Annotated in this window: 13 protein-coding genes and 1 pseudogene; all 14 read right to left on the bottom strand. The window is 46.7% G+C overall.

Annotation, left to right across the window (positions count from 1 at the left end; genetic code table 11):
- Nucleotides 1-49: 49 nt before the first annotated feature.
- The 14 genes and pseudogenes from H5647_RS14320 to moeB all read right to left on the bottom strand — a co-directional run bounded on the left by H5647_RS14320 (nucleotide 50) and on the right by moeB (nucleotide 15897).
- A complete protein-coding gene (locus H5647_RS14320; protein WP_045859507.1) occupies nucleotides 50-517 on the bottom strand; it encodes a Fur family transcriptional regulator in 468 nt (155 codons plus the stop codon).
- Nucleotides 514-777 (bottom strand): annotated as a pseudogene (locus tag H5647_RS22460) (ZrgA family zinc uptake protein); the annotation flags it as partial. The gene H5647_RS14320 and the pseudogene H5647_RS22460, both read right to left, overlap by 4 nt.
- A gap of 391 nt (nucleotides 778-1168) precedes the next feature.
- Nucleotides 1169-2557: a 5-methyltetrahydrofolate--homocysteine methyltransferase gene (locus tag H5647_RS14310; RefSeq protein ID WP_236074901.1), complete on the bottom strand. Its 1389-nt coding sequence runs from the start codon at nucleotides 2555-2557 to the stop codon at nucleotides 1169-1171.
- A 54-nt stretch (nucleotides 2558-2611) separates the two neighbouring features.
- Nucleotides 2612-4984, bottom strand: a complete 2373-nt coding sequence (locus H5647_RS14305; RefSeq protein WP_045859503.1) for a TonB-dependent receptor — start codon at nucleotides 4982-4984, stop codon at nucleotides 2612-2614.
- A gap of 57 nt (nucleotides 4985-5041) precedes the next feature.
- On the bottom strand, nucleotides 5042-5146 hold the full coding sequence (locus tag H5647_RS22455) for a DUF1826 domain-containing protein (RefSeq protein WP_121495380.1): 105 nt from the start codon (nucleotides 5144-5146) through the stop codon (nucleotides 5042-5044).
- 96 nt (nucleotides 5147-5242) lie between these two features.
- The gene (locus H5647_RS14295) at nucleotides 5243-5404 is read right to left on the bottom strand and encodes a hypothetical protein (protein WP_162926400.1); all 162 of its coding nucleotides are present in this window, start codon (nucleotides 5402-5404) and stop codon (nucleotides 5243-5245) included.
- A 334-nt stretch (nucleotides 5405-5738) separates the two neighbouring features.
- Nucleotides 5739-6098, bottom strand: coding sequence for a MerC domain-containing protein (locus H5647_RS14290; protein ID WP_052692087.1), 360 nt, complete (start codon nucleotides 6096-6098; stop codon nucleotides 5739-5741).
- Between the two features lie 623 nt (nucleotides 6099-6721).
- The gene (locus H5647_RS14285) at nucleotides 6722-7858 is read right to left on the bottom strand and encodes a hypothetical protein (protein WP_045859501.1); all 1137 of its coding nucleotides are present in this window, start codon (nucleotides 7856-7858) and stop codon (nucleotides 6722-6724) included.
- Nucleotides 7855-9060 (bottom strand): MFS transporter, encoded by a 1206-nt coding sequence (locus tag H5647_RS14280; RefSeq protein WP_045859499.1) that lies wholly within the window; start codon nucleotides 9058-9060, stop codon nucleotides 7855-7857. The genes H5647_RS14285 and H5647_RS14280 overlap by 4 nt, the downstream gene beginning before the upstream one ends.
- Nucleotides 9047-10267 carry an acyl-CoA dehydrogenase family protein gene (locus H5647_RS14275; protein ID WP_045859497.1) on the bottom strand — a complete coding sequence of 407 codons (1221 nt, stop codon included), beginning with the start codon at nucleotides 10265-10267 and terminating at the stop codon, nucleotides 9047-9049. The genes H5647_RS14280 and H5647_RS14275 overlap by 14 nt, the downstream gene beginning before the upstream one ends.
- 2 nt (nucleotides 10268-10269) lie before the next feature.
- Nucleotides 10270-13881 carry a CoA transferase gene (locus H5647_RS14270; RefSeq protein WP_200911588.1) on the bottom strand — a complete coding sequence of 1204 codons (3612 nt, stop codon included), beginning with the start codon at nucleotides 13879-13881 and terminating at the stop codon, nucleotides 10270-10272.
- A gap of 38 nt (nucleotides 13882-13919) precedes the next feature.
- Nucleotides 13920-14192 carry a MoaD/ThiS family protein gene (locus H5647_RS14265; RefSeq protein ID WP_045859495.1) on the bottom strand — a complete coding sequence of 91 codons (273 nt, stop codon included), beginning with the start codon at nucleotides 14190-14192 and terminating at the stop codon, nucleotides 13920-13922.
- A gap of 23 nt (nucleotides 14193-14215) precedes the next feature.
- A complete protein-coding gene (locus tag H5647_RS14260; RefSeq protein ID WP_045859494.1) occupies nucleotides 14216-14647 on the bottom strand; it encodes a Mov34/MPN/PAD-1 family protein in 432 nt (143 codons plus the stop codon).
- Between the two features lie 80 nt (nucleotides 14648-14727).
- Nucleotides 14728-15897 carry a molybdopterin-synthase adenylyltransferase MoeB gene (moeB, locus tag H5647_RS14255; RefSeq protein ID WP_045859492.1) on the bottom strand — a complete coding sequence of 390 codons (1170 nt, stop codon included), beginning with the start codon at nucleotides 15895-15897 and terminating at the stop codon, nucleotides 14728-14730.
- Nucleotides 15898-16168 lie beyond the last annotated feature (271 nt).

Below are 16168 nucleotides of genomic sequence, written 5' to 3'. Positions count from 1 at the left end.
GTCACCCGCGTATAGCTTTTCCAGAGATGCATAAAAAGGGTTGTGAATTTTATGCTGCGCTCACCAAACAGTTATCGCATAGACATTGAAGTTCCAATTGCGAATTTATAAGTTTATAGCCTGCGTCTTCGACTTGCATATCCAACTCTTCGATTATGCGTTTGGCAATAGCGATTTCTTTAACATTTTGGCACTTTCCGCAAATTAAAAATTGCGGTATTTCGTGAGTATGGCTACAAGCGATATGAGAACACGCAACATATTTGTTGGCCGAGCTGAGTTTGTGAACCAGCTGCTCAGACTCCAAAAAATCCAGAATACGGTAGACCGACATGGGCGGCATGGAGGTTTCGGCACTCTTATTATAGGCATCTGCCACTTCGTATGCAGATTGAGGCGTATTTGATACGAGTAAAAGTTCTAAAATACGCTTACGTTTTTCTGTCAAACGTCCACCAGATTGCGAACAAATATCCTGTGCTTTGTTCATAATAGTATTCAGTTGTTTTTGCTTCATGGCTTTAGCTCCAGTGATACATGATTCTTGTCCAGTGTTGTTACGCCTTGTTTTCCGTTCGTAATCCATCGCGCCTGTATTTTTTCAAAATTTGGGTGGCGGCTGAACGCTTGCAATTTTAGGGTAGGTGGTACCTGCCCATTGCATTTCAACGCATAACTAAGGTGAATATCGTGATGCGTTTCATGAGGTTCTCCATCATAACCCGAGAGGGTACCATCGTTGTTATTATCATGTTCTTGATGGGGTTTATGGCCATTATCATGCGCATGTCTAGGGTAGCTCGGCTACAGGCTGTAAAACGATAACGTTCTTTGGATCAGTTAAACTTTTTTCCGCTGACGTAGTTGTTGTCATTGTTCTGTAATTTGAGGACTATGCTCAAAGCCAAGTACAGTGGCTTTTTGTTTGATAAGCAATTGCCCCGCCTCATATAAGACCGTTATATGTGCTGTACCGTGAGTATGCGCCGCGGGGTTTAATCGGCTTTGGGCCATCCCTTTAGGGCAAGATAGGCAAAGCCCGATTAAGAGCATACGCAATAATATTGGCATAAACGACTCTCACGTACTCGTTAACTTATAAAGGCGGAAGCTAGGCTTCCGCGAAAATCCCATTGGGAGAGTGGATATAAGTGGATGGTCGATGACGTTAGTGGTCGTGCTCGTCGACAATACCCAACCAGGTGATCATGGTTGGAGCATAATCCAGCTCAATTTCAGCGTTGACCTCAAGCAAGCCCAAATCCACTACCACTATGTGTTGAGCAATAGGGTCAGCAATATAAACGGTATGGCCATTCTGAGCTAGCGTCATGGAAAATTTCATACCTTCGGGCATTAAATTCACATCCGCTGTAGTAATAGCCAAGCGCGCACCGTATTCCCAGTGCGTGTGGCCATTTTCTTGATGCTGTTCAATTAACGTGAGGTAGCCTTGGTTATCTAGAATCACAAATTGCTCGGCCTCAAAGGTAAAGTCACGGGCAACGGGTTTGGCATTTGGCATCGGTTGCCAATCAATAAGCTCGATTTCGCCTTCTTCGGGGTCGATGATAAAAAATTGGCTCGCACTATCATTACTGGCCAAACCGATAAATTTGTCACTTTCATGGTGCCCCCAAAGGCTGCCAATACGTGCGCCCTCCAACATGGCGTCGGGGTTTAGCAATTTTTGCGCACGGTAGGTGTCATCATTGCTTTCAGATGCCAATAGAACGCCATCTCCACAGCCAAATACCGCAACTGTTTCGTTCTGTGCGGCACCGTGTAAGTCGGGGCAAGCGACATCGAGTGTTTGTTCTAATTTATACTCACCGTTATGTAGGTGATAAACACCGAGTTGATCAGGGAGGTTAAAATTAGTAGATGTACTCTCTGTATCTTCTCGTCGAATAGTCGCCAATAAGTGTTCGCCACGGGGTTTTGCGACACCGTGCATGGGCAAATTAAAACTAACCATTGCCGCCATGTTTGCTTCGGCAACCACTTCATCATCAAAAACTTGAACCGATGCATTGTTACCAGCGTTTGCATTGCCATCAAAGAAAACCGCGACACTGCCTTCGTGTGTGTCGTAGTGTGTTGGGCGGCTGCCTGTTAAGGTGAAATTGCTTAACATGGGTATGGTTGCGAATACATCAAAATGATCGCCGTGGGGTTCCTGCCACAGGCCACCGTCAACGAAGCCCACTTTGTCAGCATTGCGATCGATCAATGCCGCAAAACGATACCCACCTGAGGCGTGAACAGCGCTCGGGAGTGCATCCAGTGGAATGGTTGTTATCCGTTCATTGTCTTCTAGGTCAAATATCTGAGCTTCAATGGTTGTTGAATTCACTACCAATAAACGACCCATGAGCTCGTCTTCGTGTTCACTGCCGCCGTGATTGTGACCGTCACCATCAACAGGAATAGAGTGTTTTTCTATGATGGTTGTTTTGGCATCACCACAACCTGCGAGTACCGCCATGGCGCTCGCTGCGATAAACAATACCACGGGCTTCTTTAGGGTTATTAATGTTTTACTCACTTGCTTCATGTTTGAGCCTCAATAGTGAAAAATTCAAATGCTGTAGGTGTCAATATATTCAGACTAAAATTGCCCACGAATACCCAAGGTTAAATTTCGACCTGGTCGCGGTGCTATATCTTTAATGAAGGAGGTGTGGACGCGGGCTTCAGTGTCGGTGATATTTTCAGCTTTGATAAACAGTGCTAGCTCATGAGGTCCAACCGGCAAATAATAGGTCACCGTTGCGTCTAGCGTGTCATAACCGTCTGTGGGGGTTTCCAGTTGAGCCGTTTTATTTTGCTTAGCGTATTGCGTCCAGCTTAGGGTGGCGCTGAGTTGGTCACCGGTGTAATCCACGTCGGCACCGAAGCGTAGTGGTGGTGTGCGGGGTAAATAGGTTCCGTCGGTAAGTTCGGCATGAACATAGTCAGAAAAGACGGTCGTTTTCCAGCGATTATTCAGTTTCCAAATACCCTGAGCTTCAAAGCCATAAAGTTCAGCATCAGCGTGGGTAAACAGATAAACCGGAAGGTCATCTTCATGCTCATCTTCGTCCTCACCGCCATGGTTGTGCTCGTCTTCGTGGCCGCTTTCAGTAAACAATCCCGTTGCACTTTGGTAGTAGTAGTCATTAATGTGGTTGTAAAAAACATTAAAAATAACACCTACGTCGCCTTCATGTTTACGAAAAGTCAGATCGATGTTACTAGAGGTTTCCAATTCTAAATTATCGGCACTCAGTTCGAAATGAGATTCGCCGTCTTCGTCGTGTACAGAAAACAATGCTCCAATCTCATATGATCGCGTACCGATATGCGGCCCAAACGATAAAAGTTCTGATGCAGATGGCGCGCGTTGCGAGTGCGAAAGTGAAACGCCCATATTATAGCCGGGCCTAAAATCCCACACCGCGCCGAAAGACAAACTGACCGGAGTAAAATCGTGATCAGCCGCAAAGACACGCGTCTCTTCATCCGTATGATCGTCATCGTCCATGTCTAGGCTTTCATGGTCATGTACTTCTAAGTGCGGCAGCAGCACGTTGTCGGCAACGATACTCACGTGCTCAATGCGCGCGCCCATTTGCACTAATACATCACCAAAGTGCCTTTCTTCCATTAGTGCCATTGCCAGCGTTTCGGAGATTGACGGTGGTGTAAATGCCTCATCTCCCTCAGCCGCGACTTCGCTGTTTTTGTAATGGACATTCAAACCGCCTTTCCAGTGTGCCCATTCCTGATGAAGTAAATCGATACGCACTTCCGAGGTTTGATTGGAAAACAACGTGCCTACAACACCTTCTTCAATTTCGGCATGGGTATAATCGGTGTAAGCCGCACGTGTGTGAATGGCACGTAGCCAGGGCAGGGCAACATCCAGTTCACTCAGCAGTTGGTAGCGGTCTTGCTTTAAATCGGCGTAAATACGTTCTTCTTCACTTTCCTCGTGGTCTTGGCTGCCGTGACTGTGACCGGGAATACCGTATTCACGCTCTAAGCGCCCAACTGAAAGCCCGACATAGCCATTGTCCAGCAAGTAGCTGGTGCCTAGTGTATAGCCGCTGGATTCTTCTGCGCTGTTTGCCACGGTGTTTTCACTAAGATGCTGGTCGTCATTGTGGTTTTTTTCTGGCGCAACGGGCACTTCATAATCGTTTGCCTCACGCCAAAAACCGTCAACGTAGAAGGCATAAGTATCTGTGCCTGTTGTTCCATTAAAGGAGGCCAGATTCTGGCTATTGACAGATTCACGACTTAATAAAAATTCGCCACGGGTTTCGGAATCAGTCGGCACGCGCTTATCTACCACATTAACAACACCGCCAATTGCACCGCTGCCATAAAATAAGGTGGCGGGCCCGCGTAGCACTTCAACCTGTTGGGCAGTAGAGACTTCTGACGCTACAGAATGGTCGGGGCCAACACGGGAAACGTCACTCACATCCAAACTGTTTTGCGTGATCAGTACACGCGGGCCGCTTAAACCGCGAATAACCGGCGTGCTGGCAACATTGCCATGGAAATTTGTATTCACACCTGGCTGCCTATCTAGGGTATCTCCCAACGTGGCGGCTTGTTGATTCCGCAGTGCCTCACCGCTGAGTACTGACACGGGTAACGCCGATTCAATCACAGAAGCGTGAATAGGTAAGCCGATAACATCCACTTGTTCGATAACGGTGTCGGCTAAAGTAATAATGAGTGTTTTGCCGTCTTGCTCGTGCAAATGCACGATGCGATGGCTGTAGCCCGGCGCTGTTACGTGAATTTCTTCCACATCATCGGCTAGATTAAAGCGGCCTTGCCCGTCTGTAACAACACTTTTTTTGTGGCCGTTAGGTTTAACTTTGGCCCCAACAATGGGGGTACCATGGTCGTTTGCTACAGTGCCTTCTAAGGCGTAAGCATTTATGGTGGTTACCGCAATGGCTGCAGCTAATAGTGGGTACTTCATTGTTTACTCCAAAGATTAAGCGATATTTTTTAAATTCTGTTTCTTCGTTACTATGCTCTAAGTACTTGGCCGCTTAGCAAGATCCAGTGTAAGTACTAAACGTGGCATTGTTTTAGTCGCCACTGGCGAACGGTGGACCACGCCGCGATCTTTTATTACCATGCCGCACTTCGGGCTTCAATAACGCAACATTACGAAGCGCTAGGCTGTTGGGCGTTGCGTCTGATAAGGGGTTTACCGCACTATTGCCTAAGCGTTCTACGTGCTCTGGCGGATGCCATTCGGTACCAGCACCTGCATATTCATCACCAGCACAACGTCTTCAATAAACATGCGTCGATCTTCCGCATTCCAATTACTGTGAGACTTTTGAATATCACATGTTTGCCAATGGGGGGGCACATTCATCAAATATTTCACGTAGCTGGCTCCATTGGCCCGCTGCTCTTGGCGTGTTGCTAACCCGAAATAGCCTTTAGAGCGAATAAGTTTGCCTTCATGGGTTTTGCTGTGCGAAAGCCAAAATACTTTTGTGGGAAAAAGGGTTTGCGCGCGCGGGACATAAAACTACTGATACCGTACTCTTCGGTTTCCTATACATACTCACCGCGATTTTCTTTGCGCTAGCCTGGCGCTTGCTGAGCTTTCTCGAAACTGAATTTTCCAGCCCTCAAAAAGCTGGACAACACCATCACAGGTATACGAGGTGACGAATTAATTGCGCTAGCATTTGCAGAATCGGGTAACGGTAATCTCATTGAAGGTTCCGTGTAATCAACAAATGTCGATTTATTAGGTGCCCAGCAATAAAGGTTATACCAGCGGCAACCGCCCAATAGACCTCCATGGACTCCGCCACCATTAGGGCAGCAGTCATTAATCCAAATCCTGCCAAGGCCAATAAACCAGGCAGTAAATGCTTGTGAACACGCCACCCCTTAGGGAAAGCCCAGAGTGCGATAATTATCATGGCAGCACTAAGCCATAGGTGAGTTGCTTCACCAGACAGCGCAGCGAGCCCGACAAAGGTAGTGCCCGTGGTTGCTAAAACAGGTAGAGCCAAACAATGGACTAAGCAAAGTCCCGAGCAGGCAGCGCCTAAAACATCTTTCATTTTGTGTACTTCCCTCCGTAGCAATCCATTCAGTTAAGATATGATATACTGTATCATTAACAATGAAAAGAAAAAGGTGTCTATCAAAACTGGCGGCTCTACTTATGCGCGCTCAATCTACACAAACATTGTGGAAAACTTTGGGATCGTTACGAAGACAGTTTACTGTGTGAAAACCCTATCCGTTACGGCGGTTATGGTGGGATCGCGTATTACCATATTTAGCACGTATAGCGCTTTATTCTGCCATGTGAGCCACCTATTGGGTTACTCAATGATGTATCCGACTTCGATCCAGTTACAGTACATGGCGATACACAGCAAAGTTCTGAATGTTTACAAACGGGATTGAGCCATGACAGTGAATAACCTCCAGTCGCTCTTGAATGAGCCCATTCAATGGAATCTCCTCGAAAAACATTATGCCGATAGAATGCGAACCGCGATGACAGCTAGGTGGGGGAAACTGCCGCGCCGACGATTTGGAGCGAAGAATAGGGAACGTTAACCCCATTATTAATTGGGGTTAATAATGGGGAGATTACATACCCTTGTACGTACGAACTAAGCCCCCGAAATAGGCTCCACAAAATAGCGACGTCAAACCCCTTAAGGCGTTAACGCTATATTTCATCGGCGGAAATTTTATTCCCTAATACTGATAATACTGCCGTTAAAAAGAAGCTGCCCCACACACATTCAACCAGCGCGTGTTTGTTGTTAGCGATATTATAGCAATTGCCCCAAAAAATTCCGGACGCTTTTTGTTTTTCGTTGTTCGTAAAACCAGTGAAATAAGTGTTGGATAAAATATGGCGTACTTGCTGATGAACATAGATCCGCCAGTTACTTTCATCTGGCAATCTGTTGCCAAGCTGCAGGATAGCAATAGTTGCAATAAGGGTTGCGGAGGGGTCGGCAGGGCCATTGGGTTTGTTTAAGTTTGAAGGGGCGTTTGGCAATGGTCGAGTGTGCTTCCAGTAATTTGCTGCGGCGTGCGCGTGGCTTAAATAAGGTTCTCCCCAGTAAATGGCCGCCTGACTCAATGCAAGCATCGCCCATGCTTGGCCGCGCGACCAAGTGCCCGCAACGCCTTGCGGTTGCAGTGTCCCGTTAACGAGGTTAATGGCGGAGTGGTAAGTGCCGTGTTTGGAACAGCAAAGTGTAAGCAGTGTTTCGGCATGCTGCTTTGCAATTTTTTTATTGTGGTTACTGCCAAACTTAGTGAGTAGCAGGCTGCAAGAGGCGAGGCTATCGATAGTGCAGCGTTCATCGCCTTGAGGCCCTCCACCCATTTCTACGCCGAGTGGCACAATGCCTAGTGCGTGGCAGTAAGATGACGCCAGTACATTTGAAGCTTTCTCGCAGAGTTTTTTAGCAACAGAGTCACCGAACCATTGTGCTCCTAAACCGCAGCCGTACCAAAAAATTAAACTGCGATTGATAGAGCTTGTAGCAAGTTGCGGGGCAAGTTTATGGCAAATGTTTTCTGCATAGGCCTTTGCGGTTAAATCACCGGTTACTTTTGCACGTAACCACCACCAGCCACCCCAAAATCCACCGGCCCAGCTTCCTCGTTTGGAAAGAAGCCAATTATCTTGTGTGTCAGGCGAAAACAATGGAAATTTTTCACCGCAATCCGCTTTAATGGTATCCATTCGATTAAATAGGAGAGTGAGAGCGTGCTCTATTTCCACTTGGCTTAGCGCTTTATTGCAGTGGAGCTGTGTTGTACATGCCGTCTTATTATTTTGGATCATATTGTTTGGCTCTTTGCCCGTGTTGCGCGATGTCGTGCAACGATTAATAGGCTCGCAATAAAACACCCCAACAATAATATTGAACAGAGCAGTTTCCAGCCGACACCATACCCTAAGCTCGAATTAATAATCGCGCCAAAAATGGGAGCCCCGACTGCAAACCCACCAAAAAACGCTACTGATACGAAGCCGGATGCTGTCGTTAGAGCCCCCAGTGTTGGGTCTCTTATTAACATCCCCATGGCTATAGCATTGGTCGCAACGGCGGTTAAACCCATGCCAATAACACCGCACCAGATCGGCCAATAGCGGGATGGGGTAGCGTGCGTTGTGAGCAAGACGGCCAACGCAGCGACGGCGATTAGTATCGCGAGCAATACTGCTTCTTCGCGCATTTTTGCGCTGATAGACGTCAGTAAGATACGGGAGAGAATACCCATAGCGCCAAACCCTGCAATCAGTAATCCGGCCAGAGGTTTTGCCATGCCTAGGTGGTGCGCAAATAACGGCACGAAGATCACGAAGGCCGACAAGGAAACACCGACACAAAATTGCACGCCCATCAATAACGACAGGCGTTGATTGGGTGCAGTAAGGGGTAGGGCATTATCCTTAGGGGTATGGGTATTTGGCGTTACCGTTGTACTTGTTACGGCGAGCAATAAACACAACGGCACTATAATGACCACGGCGTTTCGCCAGCCTAATATGCTGGCCAGCGTGGGTAATATCAAACCGGCAAAGAGTGCTGCAACTTGTACACCGGATTGTTTTAAACCAACAGTAAAGGCTTTTTGTTTTGGTGGAACTTGTTGTGCAATTAATAAATTTGTTACGGGGTTTGCCAATGCCTGAGCCACACCGCACAAGGCAGCGGCTGACATTAACCCAGAAAACTGCGAGGTAAAACCGATAAGGCTGAATGCCAGTGCGACCACTAGGAAAAGTAGTAGCAGGGCATTGCGAGAGCCAAGGCGGTCCACATAACGTCCCGCTACTAAAGATAATAAAGCAGCAACAGCAAACGATGAAAAAATCACATAGCCTAGTAAGCCTGGATGTATGTGTAAATCCTGTGTAATGAACGGCCCTAAACTGCTCATGGCATACAGCACTAACATGGGCAAGCTCATGGCGCTTACGAGCACCACATTGAGCCTCCACAATACAGCGCGAAACGGTGGGCTATTAGTTGTTGTCATGATAATAGATGGGCGCTTGATTAAGGTTAACGTTGGCGTTGGAATGGGCAACCCTATAACTAGGGTGACTGGCAAGGATACGGCGACCAAGGCTGCTGATTAGCGTTTCATCGGCACCATCCAAAATGCGTGTTGTTCGTGCAATTTGAAAGATACTGGCCAAGGGCGTGCGATCACTAACGCCTTCTGCACCAAATACTTGTATGGCAGAGTCAGCGGCTAAGTTCAGGGCTTGCGAAGCGGCAACCTTGGCCATATTTACGGCTATATCGCTAGGCTGCCAACTGTCCAGTGCTTGGGCCGCTGCTTGCATTAACGCACGTGCACTAGCGATAGCTTTATAGGCATTGAAAACATGCTGGCGAATTAATTGTTTGTCCGCAAGCATTATGGAAACGCCGCGCGGAGACCCTATGCGCTCACACATTAGATCGAAACAGCGTTGTGCCAGGCCTATCCATTGTGCACTGCGTAATATTCGGCCCAAATTCAGTCGCTGGCCTATCATTGATAATCCCAAGCCCTGCTTACCCAGTAAATAGTCCTCGGGTACACTGACTTTATTAAAGGAGATTTCTGCTTGGCCCCGATATTGCCCAAATATCTTAATGTGATTGTCGATACTACAACCTGGTGTGGCTACCGGTACAACAATCATAGAAAAGGCTTGATCAATAGTCGCGCAAGGATTTGTACGCGCAACCACCGTGACAAAGGATGCACGATCAGCTCTACAGATAAACCACTTTCGCCCGTTGACTATCCAGTGCCCGTTTATCAATGTTGCCGACGAATGAAGTGTCGCGGGAACTGAGCCACAGGCTTCTGGCTCGGTCATGGCATAGCCGGCAATAATGTCACCCGCAGCCATTGGCGCAAGAAATTTTTCACGAATAACCGGGTTGCCGTATTGATGCAGCATATGTGCATCTAATGTTGCTTCTCCACCAAAAACTAACGGGCCATATTCGCTTCGGCCCTCTTGCTCTGCAACGCCAAGATAGTTGCTCAAAGATGTGAATTTCCCGGCGCTTATCTTGGGATAAAACAAACCAAACAAACCTGCATCCTGAGCTTTTTTGCGCAATTCTCCTAATAATTTTTGTGCAGCGTTATCATTCTTGGCCAAGAATAATTCATTAGGGATTATTTCTTGATCGACAAATTCGCGCACGGTTAGCGCTATACTTTCGCTGGAAACTATCATGGTTAAACAACCTGTTCGGCACGCGCAACGGATGTGCTGAGTGATTCTAGGTCAGCAGCTAAGCTAATTTTATCAATTTTTCCTGCGGGGCTTAGCGGGAAGTCTTTATAAAAGCGTAAATATTCTGGCAGCTTATTCACTTCTATGCCTTCGGCGACCAGAAATTCAGACATGGCCAACAGACTCGGTCGTTCTGCGCCAATACGTAACATCAAGCAAATACACATTCGGTGGCCTACGTCGTGATCGGCAATAGGAACACAAGCTGCACCAATGATATCCGGATGGCCAGTGGCTAATTTTTCAATCTGAACGGGGCTAATATTCACACCACCACGAATAATGATATCTTTTTTTCGGCCCGATAAAACCAGGTATCCGTATTCGTCCATGCGCCCTATATCACCGGTATGCACCCAACCTAAGGAATCGCGATAGCGTGCATCTAGTTCAGGCGCATTGACATATTGCATGGGGCTTAAAGGGCCGCGTGCGATAATTTCGCCCGTTCTACCCTGTGGTAATTCAATGCCTTGCTCATCGATAATTTTAAGGGCACAAACCGAAGGGTTGGGCCTACCAACAGTGTGGAGAATTGTCTCGGGGTGATCTTCTGGGTGGTTGTGACAATTAACCCCGTCGGCGGAACCGTAGAGGTTTACAAAGTTGCAAGCGAAGGCGTCCCGGCAGCGATGAATGGTAGCCTCATCAATGACTGCGCCGCCGCTAACAACACAGTGAAGGCTTGATTTGTCGATACTGGCTAGGCTGGGCTCTACCGCAATGCGTTGAAACATAGTGGGCACACCCAGAATATGCGTGGGTTTAAATTCTTGCATGACTTGAACTGCTGCGGCAGGATCGAATTTTGATAAAAGGACAATAGAGCCGCCTAAAAAAGATAAAGCGCCGACCGTTGCCGTAGAACCAAAAGCCGATCCCAAAGGCACCAGATACAGACCGCGAAAATGACCTCCTTCCTGTATCAATCGTTGTAAAAACCTACCGCGCCCACCCAACAATGCATTGTGTGAATAGGCAACAAGTTTGGGTTCGGACTCAGTACCTGATGACACCAATAAACGTGCTGGCGAATGAGGGCAAACATCCGGTAGATGTTCACGTGTAATCGGTGTGGTTTCCAGTAGCGATTGCAAATTATACCAAGCTGTTCGCGATGCGCTATCAACAATCATAAAACGCAATGAAAGTAATGTTGGTCGTAGCGATTCAATCAATTCACAAATATTTATACCCGCATACTGTTCTACACCAATAAATACACGAGCGTTACAGCGGCCTAACAGCGCTTCTATATCTAAACGCCCGCGCCCCAGAGGGAAAGGGGCTACTACTGCCCCCAATGCTGCCGCTGCTAGGTCGATGAGACAACAATGCCAGGAGTTGGGTAACTGATACGCGATAACATCGCCTGCTACAATGCCCAGCTGTTGAAAACTGCTTGCCAAACGTAACGTACTGTCTTGAAGCTGGCCGTAGGTAATCGTGTCCATCAACGTTAAAATTGCAGGTTTATCCGGTTCTTGCTGCGCGTGTTGCTGGAATAGGGCGAAGATAGATTGATTAGGGTAAACACCTTCATCCACCCATTGTTTGCGCAGCGCGAAGGGCACGAGGTCTTTAATACCGGAATTATTCATAACAGAAGGTGTCTTGTTAAATCGCCATGGGCTTTTTACTTGTGCATAGGTGTTAGGAGCAAGAGCCAAACAGATTTTGCTGTAAGGATGCGTCGTTAACTCATCTAGATCGACTACGACTTTCGCAACGGCAACATCAGCAGCCACTATTACTTTTAGCCAGTGTTGCGCAGCTCTGGTCAACAATTTTTCTTTTACTGCGTCAATGAAGCTGGGTGTCTGTATGGGTACGGTAACGCCAATCGCTTCAGCAAAACGCGCAATACTCTGTTCATCAAAACATTCAATCGCTAGCGAACCTTGTAGCGTTCGGTAAATATTATTGACCGGTAGAAAGTTAACGGATGACGTTAAAGGATTTATGTGTAAACGGCTATCTATTGAATTGCTACTGTGGCGAAGTAAATGTGCTGCGCCCAACAAAGAGGTATCAACACGTACCGTTTCGTTATTGAGGTAACGAGCCAGCAGCGCAGCTGTAATACCCTGTGCGGCAATAACGCCACCCAATGTATCCAGTACGGTAAACAAAGAACCGCCATTTTGACCCGAATGTGCCGAAATTATTGCAGCGATACCTGAAAAAGCTTGCACCATAAAATCGGTGCCGGGCAAGGTTTGCTGTCCATCTAATGTCCCCCAGCCGCCGGCGTAAGCGTAAATTAGATGGGGATTGATCTTGGCCATATCGGCGCTGTCCAGCTGAAATTCAGCAGCTTTTTCTGGTGCCCAGTTATGTAAAAAAACATCAGCATCACGTGCTAGCGCTTTTACTTCTGCTTGCCCAGTAGCCGTTTTCAGATCAATTTCACGTATGCTTTTTAGACGGTTTAGTGCATCAAAACGTACTGACACATCGCCCTCAACGGGTGGCATACCACGCAGTGGATCTCCCCCTGGAGGTTCTATACGAATTACTGTAGCGCCGAGTAACGCCAATAAATGTCCTGCCAATGGGCCCTGAATACGTCGACAGGCTTCAATAACAACCAAGCCTGTTAAAGGCAATTGGTTTGTTGGGCGCTGTTTGTGGCTACTGTTTGGTGTGTGGCTATTATTCTGTGCGTTATAGTGCGAAGCACCTTCGGTGCTAAAATGCCACGGGCCATGCTGCCGTTGTTCTGCATAATCGCTGTCTTTTTGTCGCTCTGCAATACTGCGTACGGAGCAAATCGATAGGCCAGTACTTTTACACAGCTCCTCAATATGCTTATAGGATAATCGTGAAACCGCTTGTTTTAGCTCAGAGGGAAGGGGAGCAACGGCCTTTGCGTAACGCATTAAAAATGCGGACCAACCTTTACCTGCTTGTTTAGGGGTTACACCTATTGCACACCAAAAATTTTTCCAAGGTTCAGGTGTCAGTGTTTCTAGTTCAAAAATAATGCCATCAGACGAGACAAAAGGCGGGTGGAGTTCACCCGTAAAGGTGTCGGGTGTTAATTTTTCTGTATCGGTGTTTGCAGTAGCACCGGCTAGGTATTGCCCAACCGCCAACAATCCAGCAGACATCATCGAGATATCGCAGCGTTCACAATCAAGGCCGCGCAATTGTCCGACGGCAGAAGCAAAAGCACCGTGTAGCGCTAAGGCTGATGTGAGTGTAGAAACATAGGGTAAACCAAGCGCTTGCGCGTTGCCGGTTGCACGCCCATGAACTGACATTATTCCCGTGGCCGCTTGTAACACCATTTCACCACCAGCCCTTTGGGGAGCATTTTCCCATGCTGTTATAGTGCAATAAACTGGTTTTGTGAAGGGTGTTGAAAACCGAAAAGCAAGAGAGGGAGAGGGCGCATTTACCTGATTTAACTTTGGCTGTAGGCCCAGCGTACGGCTTTGATCAGAAAGAGACTGTATTACAGAGGAAAATCCCGCTGGTGAACCTACCGAAGCACCGATTACATCTACATCGAGCGAGCAGCCTTTCAACAAGTGTGTAAGTTTTTGCATAGAATATCCGGAAGAAAAAATTCAGCGATTAAGGGCCGTTAACCACCTGCAACAGCAGGAAGAATAGTCAGAGAATCATTTTCGCTAATAGTTGTACGTAGATTTTCCGTAAATCGAATATCATTATCGTTCACATATATATTCATAAATCTATGTACTTTCCCTTCTGCTATAACGCGATTTTTAATTCCGGGGTAGTGAATATCAATATCATCGATAATTTCATTTACCGTTTTTCCGTTTGCTGTAATCCGTTTTTTATGCTGCGTAAGAGGTTGCAGAATGGTTGGAATATTGACAGTGATGGGCATAAGAGTCTCCTTTAAAATTTCGTTTAACAGGCAATGGTATTGTTATAACTAACGAGGTTCACAATGCGCTCTTCAGTGACCTCACCCTTTATGATACGAAAACTACGTACGCTGCATTTTCTCGTGGGATCTGTACTTATTATTACGTAATGTGCCTCTGGCTCGGAGGCATAGAGCCTATCGGTATAGCTAGGATAAGCCGCCGATTGTGTATGTGAATGATAAAAAACAACGGGAACTTCATCGAGAGCTTCCATCTCGCGCCATACTCGCAATTGTTGTTGGGGGTCAAACTCAAAAAACGTACTGGATTGTGCAATGTTACGCATAGGGATCAAACGCAAAGGTAAGTGTGAATCTTTCGGGCCAGCGATAATGCCACAGGTTTCGATGGGATGATCCTGCTGTGCTTGTGTTTTCATCGCATCTATAAGGTTGTTAAGAATAGTTAACATTGTTGAGCAGTCTCCTAGTTGGCTTTGGTTTTCTCGTAAGCTTATGGTGCGGACATCATCGTCGACTTGTTATTTTAAAATTAGTACAGTGGTAGAGATGGATCTATCTCTTTTATCCAAGAAATAATTCCGCCTTCTAAATGCTTTACGTTGGAAAATCCTCTTTTTTGTAATGAATAAAATACATCCCTAGAACGAACACCCGATTTACAATGCAAAATAATAGGTGAATCTTTTGTGATATTCTCAGGTAATCCGCCATTCACGACAGCGTTTTTAGGAATGTGAAGCGCACCAGAAATATGCGCAATATTCCATTCAGTTTCTTCACGTACATCGATCAAATGAAATTTTTCACCCGTATCTCGAAGTTTTTTTAAATCTTTTGGGTGAATACTTGTGGGTAGCCGGTTATCCTCTGTTACGTGTTGTAAACCACAAAAATAATCGTAATCTACAAGTGTTGTGATAGGTGTTCGATTTGGGTCTTTGCCCAAAGGCAGGGTACGGTAAGTCATGTCGAGTGCGTCATACACCATTAAGCGACCAAGCAAGCTCTCACCCACACCGGTAATTAATTTAATCGCTTCTGTAGCCATAATAGAGCCAATAGAAGCACACAGCACACCCAACACACCGCCCTCGGAACAAGACGGTGCAAACTCTGGCGGAGGTGGTTCTGGGTATAAGTCTCGGTAGTTTCGCCCCAAGCCGTCAGGTGCATTCTCCCAAAATACAGACGCTTGCCCTTCAAAGCGAAAGATAGAGCCCCATATATAGGGCTTGCCGGTTAACACAGAGGCATCATTAACAAGATACCGCGTGGAAAAATTATCGGTGCCGTCAACAATTAAATCGTACCCACTAAAAATAAGGCATACATTTTCGGCGTCCAAACGTTGCGGGTATAATGTTAATTGAATATAGGGGTTTAATTGACGAATTGATTTTGCTGCACTTTCAACCTTTGGTTCGCCAACATCTTCAACGCGATGGATCACCTGTCGCTGTAGATTAGACTCCTCGACCGTGTCGAACTCAACAATACCTATGGTGCCAACACCTGCCGCGGCAAGGTACAGCAATGCTGGCGAACCGAGCCCACCCGCACCAATAACCAACACTTTGCTGTTTTTAAGTCGTTTCTGGCCGGTTATACCAAATTCAGGGATCAGTAGGTGACGGCTATAGCGTGCAATTTCTTCTGAACTTAGTTCGGCGAGGGGTTCCACCAGAGGAGGCAATTTCATGTTTAAATCCTTGGCTGTGGCTGTGACGTATATTTTTTGATGTTAAACTACTCAATAGTTACCCGGTAATTTTGAAGGGTGGCCTAATCCTGTAGACGTTGATGTGCTGGGTAGCCTTGAAGCGCCTGCAAAAAAAACAATAATCGAGCGGTAACTTTCTAGGCGTTATGGGTACTGTATCGACGACTATCGCCGATAATTAACTACACCAACGAATTTTCCAACCATTGGTTTGTTGTTTACATGCACTGCGCTTGCGGCTATAAAGCCG

The organism is Teredinibacter purpureus (assembly GCF_014217335.1).
GTDB classification, from domain to species: domain Bacteria; phylum Pseudomonadota; class Gammaproteobacteria; order Pseudomonadales; family Cellvibrionaceae; genus Teredinibacter; species Teredinibacter purpureus.
The sequence above is the reverse complement of the archived record's forward strand: the minus strand, read 5'-3'. Positions and strand labels throughout refer to the sequence as shown.

What these genes read in the sequence shown, in the direction of transcription:
- H5647_RS14320 (WP_045859507.1), bottom strand. Translation starts at nt 517, where the DNA reads ATGAAGCAAAAACAACTGAATACTATTATGAACAAAGCACAGGATATT.
- H5647_RS14310 (WP_236074901.1), bottom strand. Translation starts at nt 2,557, where the DNA reads ATGAAGCAAGTGAGTAAAACATTAATAACCCTAAAGAAGCCCGTGGTA.
- H5647_RS14305 (WP_045859503.1), bottom strand. Translation starts at nt 4,984, where the DNA reads ATGAAGTACCCACTATTAGCTGCAGCCATTGCGGTAACCACCATAAAT.
- H5647_RS22455 (WP_121495380.1), bottom strand. Translation starts at nt 5,146, where the DNA reads ATGGTAATAAAAGATCGCGGCGTGGTCCACCGTTCGCCAGTGGCGACT.
- H5647_RS14290 (WP_052692087.1), bottom strand. Translation starts at nt 6,098, where the DNA reads ATGAAAGATGTTTTAGGCGCTGCCTGCTCGGGACTTTGCTTAGTCCAT.
- H5647_RS14285 (WP_045859501.1), bottom strand. Translation starts at nt 7,858, where the DNA reads ATGATCCAAAATAATAAGACGGCATGTACAACACAGCTCCACTGCAAT.
- H5647_RS14280 (WP_045859499.1), bottom strand. Translation starts at nt 9,060, where the DNA reads ATGACAACAACTAATAGCCCACCGTTTCGCGCTGTATTGTGGAGGCTC.
- H5647_RS14275 (WP_045859497.1), bottom strand. Translation starts at nt 10,267, where the DNA reads ATGATAGTTTCCAGCGAAAGTATAGCGCTAACCGTGCGCGAATTTGTC.
- H5647_RS14270 (WP_200911588.1), bottom strand. Translation starts at nt 13,881, where the DNA reads ATGCAAAAACTTACACACTTGTTGAAAGGCTGCTCGCTCGATGTAGAT.
- H5647_RS14265 (WP_045859495.1), bottom strand. Translation starts at nt 14,192, where the DNA reads ATGCCCATCACTGTCAATATTCCAACCATTCTGCAACCTCTTACGCAG.
- H5647_RS14260 (WP_045859494.1), bottom strand. Translation starts at nt 14,647, where the DNA reads ATGTTAACTATTCTTAACAACCTTATAGATGCGATGAAAACACAAGCA.
- moeB (WP_045859492.1), bottom strand. Translation starts at nt 15,897, where the DNA reads ATGAAATTGCCTCCTCTGGTGGAACCCCTCGCCGAACTAAGTTCAGAA.